The sequence below is a fragment of the Leeuwenhoekiella palythoae genome (assembly GCF_900130045.1).
Lineage (GTDB): Bacteria > Bacteroidota > Bacteroidia > Flavobacteriales > Flavobacteriaceae > Leeuwenhoekiella > Leeuwenhoekiella palythoae.
The window spans coordinates 650977-666146 of sequence record NZ_FQXT01000002.1; the positions used below are offsets into that span (position 1 = coordinate 650977).

Annotated in this window: 9 protein-coding genes; 6 read left to right on the plus strand and 3 right to left on the minus strand. The window is 41.6% G+C overall.

The features are described from left to right. Window positions 1–6 precede the first annotated feature (6 nt). The 3 genes from BUA96_RS06435 (at window position 7) to BUA96_RS06445 (ending at window position 4772) form a co-directional block, all read left to right on the plus strand. The gene (locus tag BUA96_RS06435; RefSeq protein WP_072981461.1) at window positions 7–1815 is read left to right on the plus strand and encodes a RagB/SusD family nutrient uptake outer membrane protein; all 1809 of its coding nucleotides are present in this window, start codon (window positions 7–9) and stop codon (window positions 1813–1815) included. 70 nt (window positions 1816–1885) lie between these two features. Further along, entirely contained in the window at window positions 1886–3010 is a 1125-nt protein-coding gene (locus BUA96_RS06440; RefSeq protein ID WP_072981463.1) for an alkaline phosphatase, read from the plus strand. Between the two features lie 4 nt (window positions 3011–3014). Then, the gene (locus tag BUA96_RS06445) at window positions 3015–4772 is read left to right on the plus strand and encodes an alkaline phosphatase (RefSeq protein ID WP_084673074.1); all 1758 of its coding nucleotides are present in this window, start codon (window positions 3015–3017) and stop codon (window positions 4770–4772) included. A gap of 76 nt (window positions 4773–4848) precedes the next feature. On the opposite strand, the gene BUA96_RS06450 is transcribed toward BUA96_RS06445, so the two are convergent. Then, window positions 4849–6768: a family 43 glycosylhydrolase gene (locus BUA96_RS06450; protein ID WP_233430616.1), complete on the minus strand. Its 1920-nt coding sequence runs from the start codon at window positions 6766–6768 to the stop codon at window positions 4849–4851. Between the two features lie 339 nt (window positions 6769–7107). Between BUA96_RS06450 and BUA96_RS06455 the strand changes: the two genes are divergently transcribed. Together BUA96_RS06455 and BUA96_RS06460 are read left to right on the plus strand one after the other, a co-directional pair. Beyond that, complete coding sequence (locus tag BUA96_RS06455) at window positions 7108–9516, plus strand: TonB-dependent receptor (RefSeq protein ID WP_072981465.1); 2409 nt, start codon at window positions 7108–7110, stop codon at window positions 9514–9516. Window positions 9517–9535: 19 nt separating this feature from the next. Next, window positions 9536–10900, plus strand: a complete 1365-nt coding sequence (locus BUA96_RS06460) for a hypothetical protein (protein WP_072981466.1) — start codon at window positions 9536–9538, stop codon at window positions 10898–10900. Between the two features lie 98 nt (window positions 10901–10998). Here BUA96_RS06460 and BUA96_RS06465 read toward each other — a convergent pair whose 3' ends face one another. Beyond that, window positions 10999–12339 (minus strand): sensor histidine kinase, encoded by a 1341-nt coding sequence (locus BUA96_RS06465; protein WP_072981468.1) that lies wholly within the window; start codon window positions 12337–12339, stop codon window positions 10999–11001. Next, window positions 12329–13675, minus strand: coding sequence for a sigma-54-dependent transcriptional regulator (locus BUA96_RS06470; protein ID WP_072981470.1), 1347 nt, complete (start codon window positions 13673–13675; stop codon window positions 12329–12331). Before BUA96_RS06470 ends, BUA96_RS06465 begins: the two co-directional genes overlap by 11 nt. Window positions 13676–13880: 205 nt before the next feature. On the opposite strand from BUA96_RS06470, the gene BUA96_RS06475 reads away from it, so the two are divergent. Further along, on the plus strand, window positions 13881–15134 hold the full coding sequence (locus tag BUA96_RS06475; protein ID WP_072981472.1) for an efflux RND transporter periplasmic adaptor subunit: 1254 nt from the start codon (window positions 13881–13883) through the stop codon (window positions 15132–15134). The last annotated feature ends 36 nt before the right edge of the window (window positions 15135–15170 follow it).

The following is a 15170-nucleotide window of genomic DNA, read 5'->3' on the forward strand; positions in this document are numbered from 1 at the left end:
TTTACAATGAATTATAGAATTTTCACACTGGTTTTAGGGCTTAGTGCTTTACTCTTCAGTAGTTGTACAGACCTTGAAGAAGAAATATTAGACGAATCCCTAACGGGAACAGACGGACTCGCAGAGCCTGTTACAGGATCGATCTCTGCGGCTTACGGTATTTTACCACAAACCTTTAGACATACGCGATATTTTGGGTTACAGGAAATTCCTTCTGACGAAGCAATCCTTCCTCCGCGTACCGGTCTTGGCGGAACGCAGTGGGCAGATAACGATACCTATACCACAGCGCACAGACACCTGATGTCTTCTAGCAATAGTTTGGTTACAGAATCTTGGAGTTACCTTACGACCGCATTGTTTAGAACGGTAGCAGCAATAGATGTATTAACACCGCTTGCGGAAGCTGGTGATGCTGAAGCGATTCAGGGATTGGCAGAAATGCGTGCGCTACGTGCGTATGAGAACATGTTGTTTTTAGACAGCTGGGGACTTACTTTTAGAAAGGAAGCCACTTCAGAAACTTCAGAAGTTTTAAGAGGTGCCGAAGCAGTAACCTATATCGAAGAAGAATTTCTTGCTGCGCTAGAAAACCTGAGTACTACTAACGGTCCCGGACGTATGACGCAAGATGCGGTTTATGGATTTTTAGCCAAATTATATCTGAATGCAGGAGTTTACAGAGATCCTTACGGAACTCCGGTATTTACTGATGAAGATATGGCTAATGTGGTAAGTTATACTGATCGCATCATCAATAACGGAAGCTATGCGCTTTCACCGGAATATTTCGATCTTTTTAATGACGAGAATCACGACAATGCTGAGCTTATTTTTGCGCTTGATCTTCGTGGGGTATTGAACAACGATCACAACCGCTGGGCGTACTGGTCTATGTCTGGTTCGTTATTCCCAAGACCGGGTGATTTTTATTTAAGTATGGACGGTACCGATGGTCCTGCCGCTACGCCTGAGTTTTATCAAAATTGGGTAGACGCTTACGGTAATGTAGATCCTGCAGATGCAGATGCGCGCTTTTATCAAAAGAATGCGCAGGTGCCCGCTGAACTAGAAGATATTTCAGATTTGACCCCGTATTCTAAAGATACCTTAGGCTTAAGTACAGATAAAGACCATTACTTCATTGCAGGTGAAGATTTTGAGATCGACCGTGGAATCATTCGCGGTACGATGTGGGCTCCACGTAAAGAAAACTTTAGATCAGGAAGCTTTATGACCGGTACCGATGGTAACGGTAACAGCGGATTTAGAATTTATCCGCTTGCTGAGGCGCGTGAGAATGGTTCAGACCCTGAAGACATTGTGTATTACGTTGACCACACGTTAGACATTAGCCTGGACGGAAGTGCAGGTTATGCAAGCGGTTATCGTTTTGCCAAGTGGCAATTCAGTAAAACTTCAGATGATGGAAACAATTACAGCAATGTAGACTTGGTTTTATTACGTCTTGCAGATGTGTATTTAATGCGTGCTGAAGCTAAATTGAGAATGGGCGATGCGGCAGGTGCCTTAACTGATGTGAATACCGTACGTACCTCTAGAAATGCACGACCAGAGCAAACTCCGGCTGCTCTTACTCAAATCACCTTGCCTACATTATTGCGTGAGCGTGGCTTTGAGTTCTACTGGGAGATGTCACGTCGTAGCGACCAAATTCGTTTTGGTACTTACGAAGATTCGTGGACCTCAAAAACTGACAGTGATGTACATCACAGATTATTCCCAATTCCTCAGGAAGCGATAGACGGAGCGTCAAACACTCCGGGATATCTAGAGCAAAACGCAGGATACTAAATTTTAAGTGTGTGTTAGTAACAGCGGCAAGAGGCAACTCTTGCCGTTGTACTTTTTTAAAAAATATACAATGAAAAACTATTTAATTAGCGCAAGTGTGGCAATCAGTGCATTGATAATGCAGGGTTGTAGTACTACACAAAACATAAAACAGGAAGCCTCAAGTGACGAACCTTTAAATGTCATTTTAATGATAGGAGACGGGATGGGAATTCCGCAGGTGTCGAGTGCTTTTTATTTTGGAGACCGAAATTCAAACTTTGAACGTTTTGAGACCATTGGCTTGCATAAATCCTATTCCACAAGTCATTTGATCACCGATTCTGCCGCGGGAGCCACAGCGTTTTCTACAGGAGAGAAAACCTATAAACGTGCGATTGGTGTTTCAAAAGATAGCATTCCGAAGGAGACGATTCTAGAAAAACTGAAAGCAGAAGGTTACCAGAGCGGACTCATCAGCTTAACGAGTATTACGCATGCCACGCCCGCAGCATTTTATGCGCACGTAAAGGATCGCGATATGCACGAGGAGATCGCGGCGCAATTGGCTACGGCTGATGTAGATTTTTTAGCCGGCGGTGGTCGTAAATTTTTCAGTCAGCGTAGTGATGATCAAGATTTGTTTCAAACGCTTTTAAATCGAAATTATAACTTAGATACGCTCGCGCTTAGCAAATCAAAACCAGGTATGCGCAACGCCTTTATTATCGAAGAAGAAGGTCTTCCCTCTAAAACCGAAGGGCGTGGGGACTTTTTAAAAGACGCGAGTTTAGAAGCACTGTCGTATTTTGACGCCAACAACAAACCTTTCTTTTTAATGATCGAAGGTTCGTACATCGATTGGGGCGGACACGCCAAAGATGCTGAAATGATGATACAGGAAGTTGCTGATTTTGATCAAACCATCGGTGCGGTTTTAGACTATGTAGAAGCACACCCAAACACGCTTTTGGTCATCACTGCAGATCACGAGACCGGCGGGGCTAGCATTGGTAAATATTATGAGGTAGATGAAGAAACCGGTAAGAAAACCGAAGTGCCAGAAAAAGTCGCAGTCTATTTCATTACAGACCAACACAGTGGTGAGTTGATCCCGGTTTTCGCCGCCGGAAAAGGCGCTGATCATTTTAAAGGAATTTATCAAAACAGTGCGATTTATCACAAAATTTTAAACGCCATCAAGGCTCAAAAATAAGAATATGAAAAACAGCATTTTAATCCTTTTCCTTTGTCTGTGTTGCCTGAGTTTTGCACAGCAGAAGTCCAATTATAAAGTTCACGCGCATAACGATTATGCACAGGAATTTCCGTTTTGGGAAGCCTACATCGGCGGTGCCAGCAGTATCGAAGTGGATGTATTTTTAAAAGAAAATACGCTTTTTGTAACGCATAGCGAAAATGAAATCAATAAGGCAAATACACTTGATAAACTGTATTTACAGCCGCTTAAACAATTGCAAACAGAAGGCCGATTGAGAAATCTTCAATTGTTGATCGATATAAAATCTGATGCTGAAGCTACGCTGAAATCCATCATAAAGACTATCGAAAAGCAAAATTTAGCTGAGGTTGAAGGGCTGCGTTTTGTGATTTCCGGCAACAAGCCGAAGGCAACAGACTATTCAGAGTATCCTGATTTTATTCGGTTTGATCATCAAAATCTGGAGGATCTGGATAGCATTGATTTAAGTAAAGTTGCTTTGGTAAGCGTGAATTATAAAAACTATTCCGTTTGGAATGGCTTTGGAAATATGGTTGCTCCCGAACTTGAAAAGGTAGAGGCAGCGATTGCAAAAGCTCACGCAGTGAAGAAGCCATTCCGCTTTTGGGCATGTCCGGATACCAAAATTGCCTGGACGCGTTTTGCCAATCTTGGAGTGGATTTTATCAATACTGATAAGCCTGCGGAAGCCGTATCGTATCTGAAAACGCTTGATCAAAATACCTATGTGAATCCACAGCAAATCGAAGTGTATCAACCGGAATATCAGTTTGACTATGAGGGCACGCCGGTAAATGTGATTTTGATGATCGGCGATGGTAACGGACTAGCGCAGATCACTTCCGCGCAGGTTGCTAACGGCGGAAACCTCACGGTAACGCAGTTAAAAGACATCGGTTTTTCTAAAACAGCTGCGACAGACGACCTGGTTACTGATTCTGCTGCCGGAGCAACGGCAATGGCCACGGGAGTTAAAACACATAACCGCGCGATTGGCGTAGATCCTGATGATCAGCCGCTTCAAAACATTACAGAGCTTTTGGGCGGAAAAGGTTTTGCTACCGGGTTGATCACAACAGATGCGATTGACGGGGCAACTCCGGCTTCGTTTTTTGCCCACCGCAAAGAACGTGATGATGCAAAAGGTATTCTTTCGGATCTGGAAGGAAGTGAAATTGACTTTTTTATCGCTGGTGGAAAATCTAAAGCAGCGCTGGTTCCTGACTCGTATCAAGTAAAAACCTTAGCCGATTTTAATTCCATTGAAGAAAAAACCGCAATTTATGTGGGTGATGGGAAAGTACCTTCGATCGCAGATGGTCGCGGACCGCTTTTACCTAACAGTGTAAAACAATCGCTAGAAATTCTGGAAAACAATCAAAAACCCTTCTTTATGATGATCGAAGCGGCGCAGATTGACAGCAATGGGCACGCTAACAATACCAGCGGAATTGTACAAGAAATGCTTGATTTTGATCAAACCATTGCCGAAGTTTTAAAGTTCGCTGACAAGACTAAGAATACGCTAGTGGTGATCACCGCCGATCACGAGACTTCCGGGTTTGGGATCATCAGTGGTGATCTAAATAGAGGAGAACTACATGGCGAATTTTTAACTACCAACCACACGGGAATTATGGTTCCGGTTTTTGCCTATGGTCCGCAGGCGGAAAAGTTTAGAGGAGCATACGAAAACACAGAAATCTTCCATAAAATTCTAGCAGCTTTAGAATAAGACCTAAGATAGAATTTTAAACAGTAGAGCCCGTCATTTGATGGGCTTTCTCTTTATGAAAGTAATACCAATAGCATCAGTTTTTGGCCTGGACACCTTCCGTAGTCATTTGAATACGCTCTAGACTTCCGTCTTCATTATAATGTAAAGGATCTATACAAACCGAACGGCTGTAACTGCTACCATCGGGTTGAATGCCACCGTTGTGATAGATAAAGTACCAGTCATTTTTAAATTCAACAATACTTTGATGATTGGTGTTACTATTGCCGGCAATTTCATTGAGAATGCCTTTGTAGGTGTACGGTCCATCAACTTTATCTGCAACGGCATAAGCGATCTTTTCAGGAAATCCCGTAGCGTAAGTTAGATAGTATTTACCGTTACGCTCGTGAACCCAAGGTGCTTCGGTAAATTCTAGACCTTCAAAATCTATGGTTTTAATTTCGCCCTCGATCTCGATCATATTGTCTTTCAGCTTTGCGTAATAACAAACCCCATTTCCCCAAAAGATCCAAGGCTGGTCGTCCTTGTCAATAAAAATGGCCGGGTCAATGCAGGTCCAAGAGTGGCTCGATGCAAAACAATCTTCATTCGTAAGCAGCGGTTTGCCCAGCGCGTCTTTGTAAGGCCCTTCAGGTTTATCGGCTACTGCGACACCTATCCCGTTCCAGTTGGTGCTGATGTACCAATAGTACTTTCCATTTCTTTTAGCGACGTGACCGGCATAGGCGTCACCACTAGTTGCCCAGGTAAAATCTTCGATCTTGAGAGGTATAGGGTGTTCGGTCCAGTTTTTTAAATCGGTGGTAGAATATACCAGCCAATCTTTCATTTTGTAACCTTTTTGTCCGCCCGCATAATCGTGACCGGTAAATAACCAGAGCGTATCATTTTCTACCAGTGCTGCCGGGTCTGCGGTGTATTTATGCTGAATTATAGGGTTTCCTTGCGATTGAAAGCGATAGCGTCCTTTTGCATCGGTGAGCAAAGAAACAGGAACGCCATCCCATTTTTGATCGAGGCGTTGCGCTTCTTCTTTGGTAATACTAATGACACTACCGTGTCGGGGATGAAAATCTTTTGTAAAAGATTCGGTTTCTTTAGTAAAGGTATAGAGATCTTTGCTACGCTGAAACTCGTACCTTCCGCTAGAATATAAATCGTACATAAGAAGGTATTCATCTTTATCATTCAGTTTAAAAACCGAACTGCCTTCTACAGTTGTTTTCTTATCGGCGTAAAAGTCGATATATTCAAAAGATTCCGTGTAGGGGCCTAGAAGCTTTTTACTGGTTGCTTGCTTTATGCCATTTTGTATTTCGGTGCCTGCTGCGTCTTTGGTGTTGCCTTTATAAAAAAGGTGATAAGTTCCATCTTTATAAATGATATCTCCGTCAATGGCGCCATCTTTTGCGCTGTACAGTAATTTTGGTTCAGCCTCAAAATCGGTAAAATCTTTATTGGCATAAGCAGCGTAAAAGTCGAGTTTGAGGTTGTCGTGAGAGCGCACGGTAAAATACACCAGATATTTCTTTTTCTTAGTATCATAGAAGGTTTGAGGCGCCCACACCCATTTAGTGTTTTTAAATTTGGGATACGATTTTTCAAGATTGATCGCAGTTGATTGCCAGTTTATCAAATCATCAGAATGCATTAAAACAATTCCCGGGTTGGTATCCCAGCCGTCTTTTTTGGTAAACATATCGGTTGCCACCATATAAAAGCCATCGCCTTCAGCACCTCTTAAAAGATGCGGATCTCTTACACCACCGGTATTTGAAATGGCTGCGGAAGGAATAATTGGATTATTCTTATTGAGCGCCTTCCAATGAATAGCATCATCACTCACGGCAAATCGAATAGCTTCCTGGTCAGCTCCAGAACCTTCAAAGTAGGCAAAGAGATAAGCTTCCAGAGGCTTTTGAGCAACACACTGCAGTGAAAAAGTAAAAACTACCATCCAAAATAAGGAGGATGCAAAAGATGATTTCATGGTAAAGGCGATTTGAAATTTCTAATTAAGTGTAATTTATACAATTTAAATATATCTGCAGTATCGATAATGGAGCATGCATTATGATTACTGCATTTTGCTCAAGATTTATAACCATTTCTCGAGCTATTCTGTTAAACAAAACACCCCTTCTGTTTAACGATTTGACGTCTTTATAGCGCTTCGGCCATAATTTTAACAATTAAATCGTGTATTTTTTTGATCAGAAAAACGTTTTAATAGCAGTGTTTAAAGGGCTTAACGATAAATGCTTAGGAGTGTTATTTTTATTTGTACTTAGTCTAAATAGGTTTTATTTTGCGCCTTCAAGTTTTACTGATGAAGCAAAATTTACTCATTCTTTTTCTCTTACTCCCTGTAATTGCTGTTGCTCAATATTCATTGAGCGGTATCGTAAAAGATGCTAACGGCTACCTAGTAGAAGGAGCTCAAATTAAACTAAGTAAAGGTTCTTTTAAAAAGGAAGTCCGTACCAATAGTGCAGGTTTTTACAATTTTAAAAACCTCGCTATCGGAACCTACCTCCTTGAGATCGCTAGCGGAGATTTTATTGCATTTGATCAGGCCTTTATTGAAGGTGCCAGTTTGCGCAAAGATATTCGGTTAGATAATGCGAAAGATTATGAGCTAGATGAGGTAGCGGTACGTGCAGAATCTATTAAAACCACTATGGAGAAAAAGGGTTTTGCAGTAAATGTAGTCAGTACCGAAGAAGCTGCACAGCGCAATATTCAGACAAACGAATTACTAAATACCACAGTAGGTGTAAAAATTCGCCAGAATGGTGGTCTGGGCTCGCAAGTGCAGTACAGCCTCAACGGACTTTCAGGAAGTGCGGTGCGCATTTTTATAGACGGGATCCCTATTTCAACGTTTGGGTCTGCCTTTAATTTGAACAGCATTCCACCATCGATGATTCAACAAATCGAAGTTTACAAAGGGGTGGTTCCTGGGCATCTTTCTGACGATGCTTTAGGAGGAGCCATAAATATTGTTTTAGATAAATCTGCCGGAACCAATCTTAATGCTTCGGTATCTTACGGATCATTTAATACGTTGCAAGCCAGTGTGAATGGGCTGTATCGTTTTGAAGATTCAGGATTTACAATTAAAGCTTCCGGTTTCCATAACTATTCAGATAACGATTATAAAGTATCAGGTAGAAGCATTGTAGTGACCGGTTTAGGTGGTGTGCAAACGCCTATTACCGCAAGGCGTTTTAATGATGCTTACAGATCTACCGGTGGTGTTGTACAGGTGGGTTATACTAACGTAGATTGGGCAGACCAGTTTTACCTTGGGTTTACCGGTTCTGACGATTATAACGAAGTGCAACACGGTGCCTTTATGACGATTATGCCGTATAAAGGAAGATTTTATGAGTCTGATGTGGCGCTTGCAAATTTAACCTACCAAAAGAAAGACTTATTTACCAAAGGTTTTGAGGTCAATATCAACGGATATTATGGTACGCGTAATCGGCAATTGAGCGACACAGTTGCTGCAGCGTATAGCTGGAATGGGGAACGGGCGATCGACTTTAGGGGAGACGAGTATGAGTATACTTGGGGTTCTCAACAAGAAGGCGGGCCAACCCTAGCTAAGATCAGCAGAAACGTGGCCTCTATCAGAACCGGTTTGGCGTATGCGTTTAACGACAATCACAAAGTACTGCTTAATCATGTCTACAGCGGTATTGATCGGGAGGACAGTGATGCGCTGCGTCCCTTGCTTGAAAATACGTTTGTAGGAACCCGCGACCTGCATAAGAATATCGTGTCTTTAACCTATGAGGTAAATGCCTTTAATGATCGGTTAAAAGCGAGTTTATTTGGAAAATACTACCAGCAAAAAACCATAAGCAAAGATCCTGCGGTAGTGACCAATGAAGCAGGTGAGCGTGTGATAGTTGATGAGGTCGTGAGCAGCAATAAAGAGTTTCAAGGCTATGGCTTTGCAGCATCTTACGGTTTAACACCAGAAGTTTTCTTACTGGCTTCTGCCGAAAAAGCAATACGCCTACCTAACGAAACCGAAATCTTCGGAAACGACGGAGATAACGTGGTGGCCAACTCAAGTATCAATCCTGAACAAAGCAATAATTACAATCTTGGTTTTAGACTAGGTGCCTTTAACTTCAATAAGCACCGGGTGACTTTGTCTACTAATTTTTTCACTCGTAATATCAAAGATCGCATAGGTTTACCTATTGAAACTTCGCTGAATGTTGATGACGAACTTATCGTTTATGTGAATCAGGGTAGTGGTACCTCGCAAGGTTTTGATGCGCAGGTAAATTATGTGTACAACAATAATCTTTCGGCGAATTTCAATATCTCAAAGTTTGATTTAGAAATTGAAAACCGTGGTACTTCTGTAGCTGTGCCCAACACTCCGTTTTTGACGATGAACGGAAACTTGCGCTATTCTTTAAAAAATCTGTTGCAGAAACAATCTCGTGTAGATCTATTCTATACGCTGTATTATACCGGGGAATTCTCCTATTTGGTTCCGCAGGGATCCAATACAGTTGGAGATGATTTCTTTAAAGTGCCTGAGCAATTGGCGCAAGATTTTGGGATGAGTTACTTCTTTCCCAACAAGAGTTTTGTACTCAGTTTTGACGTCAAAAATATTTTTGACAAGCCGGTGTATGATAATCTTTCGGTACAAAAACCGGGAAGAGCATTCTATTTAAAACTTAATTATTCATTCAATAAATTTTAACCGTTTAACACAATAAACAATGAAACGCGTATATCTAAATTTTAAAGCTTTTGCTGTTGTGACTTTAGCAATGGGTCTTATGACAGCGTGTAGTACAGACGATAGTGCAGATGCCGGAGGAGAAGAACCTGAAGAAGAGGCATCACGATGGATCACCGTAGCTGCAGCTAGAATGGGAGACAATCCCGGCGACGGTAACGGAGGAACTTTGATCTATGCTTTAGATAGTGAAGAAGCAAAAGATCCTACTATTTCTATAGAGCCTTTTGATAATGGCTTTATCGTACCTTCTAACCGTACAGCTCGATTACAAGCATCAGAAGATGGTACTACCATTTTTAACATCAGTTATGCCGGAGATACTGGTGGAAATTACACCAAATACAATGTAGAAGGTGGTCAGGATTTCGTACAAACCGGGTCAGAGATCAGTATCGCTCCTTATGTAGGTTCTGCGCCGCGCTGGATCAAGTTATTTGATGGTGATCAAACAGGAGCAGCAGTTTATGTTTCTACAGAAAATCAATTTAACGATAACGGAACTCCAGAAGACGAAACCGATGATTTTTACGAGCGTACTGAAGCAACTATGGGGATCGTGACATTAGATTTAGTGAACTCACAAATTCTAAACTTTCAGGAGCACAGTGTGCCGCTTTCTGCTGAAGAAGAAGCACAGGGGTATTATATTTCAAGAATTGATATGCCAACTTTAAATGCTGCAGGTGATAAATTATACATCGGAGCCCGTTTAAGCAAAGTGGATCCTGAAACAGGTGAACGTGATAGTAATGGTGAAACTCTTGCATCAAAGTCTATAGTTTTAGATTACCCTTCTTTAATGAATCCTGTAGTGATCACTTCTGGTGTAGGTCTTGGGAATACTAACGGTTACCGAAGCATCAATGCTTTTGAATATAACGGTGCCGTATATCAGGCAAATCAAGGAGATCCACAAGGGTCGCACATTTTAAGAATTGGTTCAAATAACCAATATGATGATTCTTACGAATTCAATCTTGATGAGGCTTTAGGTGTTGAGGAAGCTTATATTTTAGCTTGGAGACCAGCTGCCAATGGTAAAGCTGTTTTGGCATATCGCCACGCAGGTTCTGCTGAAGGTGTCGCAGGAGCACAAGGTTTCTTCGCATTGGTAGATCTTGAAGCGAGAACTGCACAGCAAATTACTGAGATTCCTTATGATCCTGATTTTTACTTATTCCAGTATCAAGGATTTGCGGTAAACGGTGATGAGATCTATGTAACTCAAGCGCCTGTTGGACAAAACGGAAATATTTACGTAGTTAATACTGCTACCGGTGAAGTAACTAAAGGAGCAGAATTAGTAAATGTTGAAGGAAGCCACTTTATTGGTGCTTTCTAATATCAGAAACATACATAATAGGAAAGCCTCGAGAGATCGAGGCTTTTTTTTTGGCACTGCCAAAAAGAATGTACCTAATGAATAAGTTTCTGTCTTTTTCAGAATTGCAGCGTAAACTCAGTTCCGGCGTCAGGTTCGCTTTTAAGCTGAATTTTTCCTTTATGTAAAGTCATAATTTGTTTGCTTAAACTCAGACCAATACCGCTACCGGTTTTTTTGGTGCTGAAGAAGGGGATAAAAATACTTTCTTTAATTTCCTCAGGAATGCCGCTACCGTTATCTAAAACTTTCAGTTGCACACGACCTTTAGCATTTTGGGTGGCGTTGACATAAATTTTAGGTTGTGCAACCGTTTTTGTGGCGTCAATGGCATTGAGAATAAGGTTGATCAAAACCTGCTCGATGAGGTAACTGTCGATTTCTAAAAGCATTTCCGGCTGATCCATGGCAAAGCTTAATTCCACAGGTTTGTCTGCAAGTGTAGGCTGGAGCAGGTCGTTTATATTTGTAAAGAGTTCGTTGACGCTTACTGTTTCTAGATTGAGGTGTGTGACTTTACTCAGGCTACGATAGGTTTTTGCAAATTTCATCAAGCCTTCACTTCGCTTTTTGATACTGCTGATACCGGCGTGCAGATCATCCAGATCAATTGTAGTTTCTTGATTGGTTTTTGAAGCTGCGATATGCTGTTGTAAGGTTTCGGCGAGGGAAGAAATGGGAGCGATACTATTCATAATTTCGTGGGTCATCACACTAAGTAATTTCTTCCAGGCATCAGATTCATTCTGATTGAGTGTGTCTTCAATATTTTGCAGCACGACCAGTTTAAATGCATCTTCCTCTACCTGAAAAACCGTTTCAGAGATCAAGACCTTCAGATGCTCATTTTTCAGCGTAATACTTATGGAAGTCGCTTCGGTACGATACGTATCAAAAAGTTCCTCATAAAGTTTCGGTCTTCTTTTTTCAACAAAATGAATGTTTTTAAACGCCGGTAGATCAAGCGTACTCAGTATAGATTCATTAGCCCAAAGAATAGCGCCTGAATCTAAATTGTAGGCGATGATGCCTACATCAACCATCTCCAGTATTTTCTGAAGATAGACAAATTGCGCCTGGCGCTCATTGTTGATCGCTTTAATGGTTTTGTTTACCGCATTAAAGCCTTTGTGTAAATTTCTAAGATCCTGCGGACCGTGTTTTTCTGAAAACCATCGCGAAAAGTCGCGGTACTTGACGGCTTCAAAAAAATCATCCATCGCTACAAAACGCCTGATGAGAAACTTATGCAAAAAATAGAGCAAAACGATTCCTGAGAGACTTCCAGCCAGTATCGCATAAGTATTCAACTTTACGACGCCAAAAGCCAAGACCACCAGCGCTGCCAGCAAAAGCAACACCCTAAGTAAGAGTCCGGCGGTATAGCGTTTATAGGTCATATTTGTTGAGTCTGCGGTATAAAGCCGTACGCGTAATACCCAATTCTTTAGCCGATTTTGAAATGTTGCCTTTGTTTTTCTCGATCACCTTTAGGATGGTGTTTTTTTCAACCGCATCCAGATTGGTCGTTTTTAATTTGAGTTCGGTTTCAGGCTGTTGCTCGATGGGGGAAAAAGCGAGGTCTTCAGCGTGTAGAATTCCTCCTTCAGCCATAATCACAGCGCGTTCTAATGCATATTGCAACTCCCGAACATTACCGGGAAACGGGTGCTCTTTAAGCTTTTTGATAAAGCCGGGATCAAGTTCAAAGGAAGCTTTGTCATATTTTTCGGCATACAGTTTTACAAAATAATGCGCGAGTAAGCTAAGGTCAGATTGGCGTTCCCGCAACGGCGGAATGATCAAATCGACTGTATTGATGCGGTAGATAAGATCTTTTCTAAAGGTGTTTTCATCCGCGAGATCCTTCAGGCTAAGATTGGTTGCACAAATCAACCTGATGTCTACCGGGATCGCCTTATTGGCTCCCAAAGGCGTCACATGTCGATTTTGCAAAACCGTAAGCAACCGCGCCTGTTGCCGCAAGGGGATATTGCCAATTTCATCAAGAAATAAGGTTCCGCCGTGGGCGGCTTCAAAACGTCCTTTTCGGTCTTCGCGTGCATCAGTAAATGCACCTTTTTTGTAGCCAAAAAGTTCGCTTTCAAACAAACTTTCGGTGAGCGCACCCACGTCAACTTTTACAAAAGGTTTGTCCTTACGCAGCGAATTCTCGTGAATAGAACGTGCGATCAGGTCTTTACCGGTACCGTTTTCGCCTAAAACCAAAATATTAGCATCGGTAGGCGCTACTTTCTTCAGCTTCACAAAAAGCTCTTGCATCGGTTCGCTTTCCCCAATGATCTCGGTCGCCGAATCTAGCTTGATTTTAAGGTTTTTGTTCTTGCGTTTTTTAGTTAGGATTTCACTGATCGCATCGAGAAGCTTTTCGTTTTTCCAGGGTTTAACGAGAAAATCAGAGGCTCCTTCTTTTAGCGATCGTATGGCAAGATCAATATCACCATAGGCAGTGATGAGAATTACGTCTGTTGCCGGTTTCCAAGATTTGATTTTATTCAGCCAAAAAATACCTTCATTTCCCGTATTTACGAGTCCGTTGTAATTCATATCGAGAATAACAACATCAAAATCCTGCGCATTGAGGAGTCCTTGCAGCGCATTAGGGTTTTTCTCCACGACCACCTGTTTTACTTTGGGTTTGAGCAAAAGCCGTAGCGCGGTGAGCACATCTTCATCGTCATCAATGACTAATATATGAGCGTCTTTGAGTTGCATACGTACAATATTACAATTTATAAGGCTTCAGTTTTTGGGATAAAAAGACTTATTTCTGCAGGTTAATAAACTGTATCATAGGCGTACATGAAGTGTATCAAAACCGAACACTTTAAAATCGCACTTATCGATTAAAACACTGTAAATCAAGTTTTTGAAATTTTGGCACAGTATTGCTTAACTAGAAGGTGCAAACAATTTATTTATGGACATCCCTTTAGAAAAAAAGCGTTTTACAACTTCTAAAATACTGATGATCGTTGGTGCTATGAGTATCGTGGTGCTTATCCTTTTTGTGATTCTATCCACTACCGGAAATGCAAAACTCAATGTGCAAAAAGAACGCATAAGTATTGCCACTGCGACGCAAGGTGTTTTTCAGGAAAATATCCCGGTGAATGGGGTGGTGATGCCTATCACAACTATTTATCTCGATGCCTTAGAGGGTGGTCGCGTTGAGGAAAAGTTTGTTGAAGATGGGGCGATTATGAAAAAAGGCGAACCCATTTTACAGCTTTCAAATACCGACTTAGAATTGAGTTTGGTCAATCAAGAAACGCAAGTGTATAATTTGCTGACGCAGATGCAGATTTCGCAAAACGCAGCGCGCCAGAATACCATTAATAAACTCAATCAATATACCGATGTTGAGAACAGTCTTATTGAAGCCAAGCGTTTATACGAACTCAACAAAAAACTTTACGATAAGGATGCGATCGCGCGTCAGGATTTGATCAAATCTCAAAATGATTACAACTATCAAAAGGAGCGTATGCAGCTTGCCAAACAAATTTTGGAGCAAGATTCTTTAGCGGTAAAGCAGGAAAAAAATCAAGTGAGCAGTTCGTACCAGCGTACACAAAACGCCTTGGAGTTGATGCGTCGTAAAGTGGCTGATCTCGTGGTGAAAGCGCCGGTTGACGGGCAATTAACTTCGCTGGATGCTGAAATTGGTCAGTCTAAAAACAAAGGAGAGCGTCTAGGGCAAATCGATGTACTGAGCGGGTATAAGGTGCGTGTAGATATCGATGAGCATTATATTTCCAGAATTTACACCGGTCAGACCGGAAGCTTTGATTTTGACGGAAAGACCTACACTTTAGTTATCAAAAAAGTATACACGCAAGTAACTAATGGAAGGTTTCAGGTGGATATGGAATTTGAATCTGAAGTTCCTGAAGGTATTCGTCGTGGGCAAACGCTGCAAATACGCGTAGCTTTAAGTCAGGAAAAGCAAGCGTTATTGATTCCGAAAGGTGGCTTTTTTCAAGAAACCGGTGGAAATTGGATTTTTAAAGTAAGTGAAGATGGAGCTTCCGCATATAAAGCAGACATTTCACTAGGCAGTCAAAACACCGAATATTACGAAGTCTTAAGCGGCTTAGAACCTGGAGATCGCGTGATCACCAGCAGTTATGATAACTACGAAGAAGTGCAAGAATTGGTACTTCAGGATTAAAATATAAACCTATGACAACACTAATCATCACAGTAT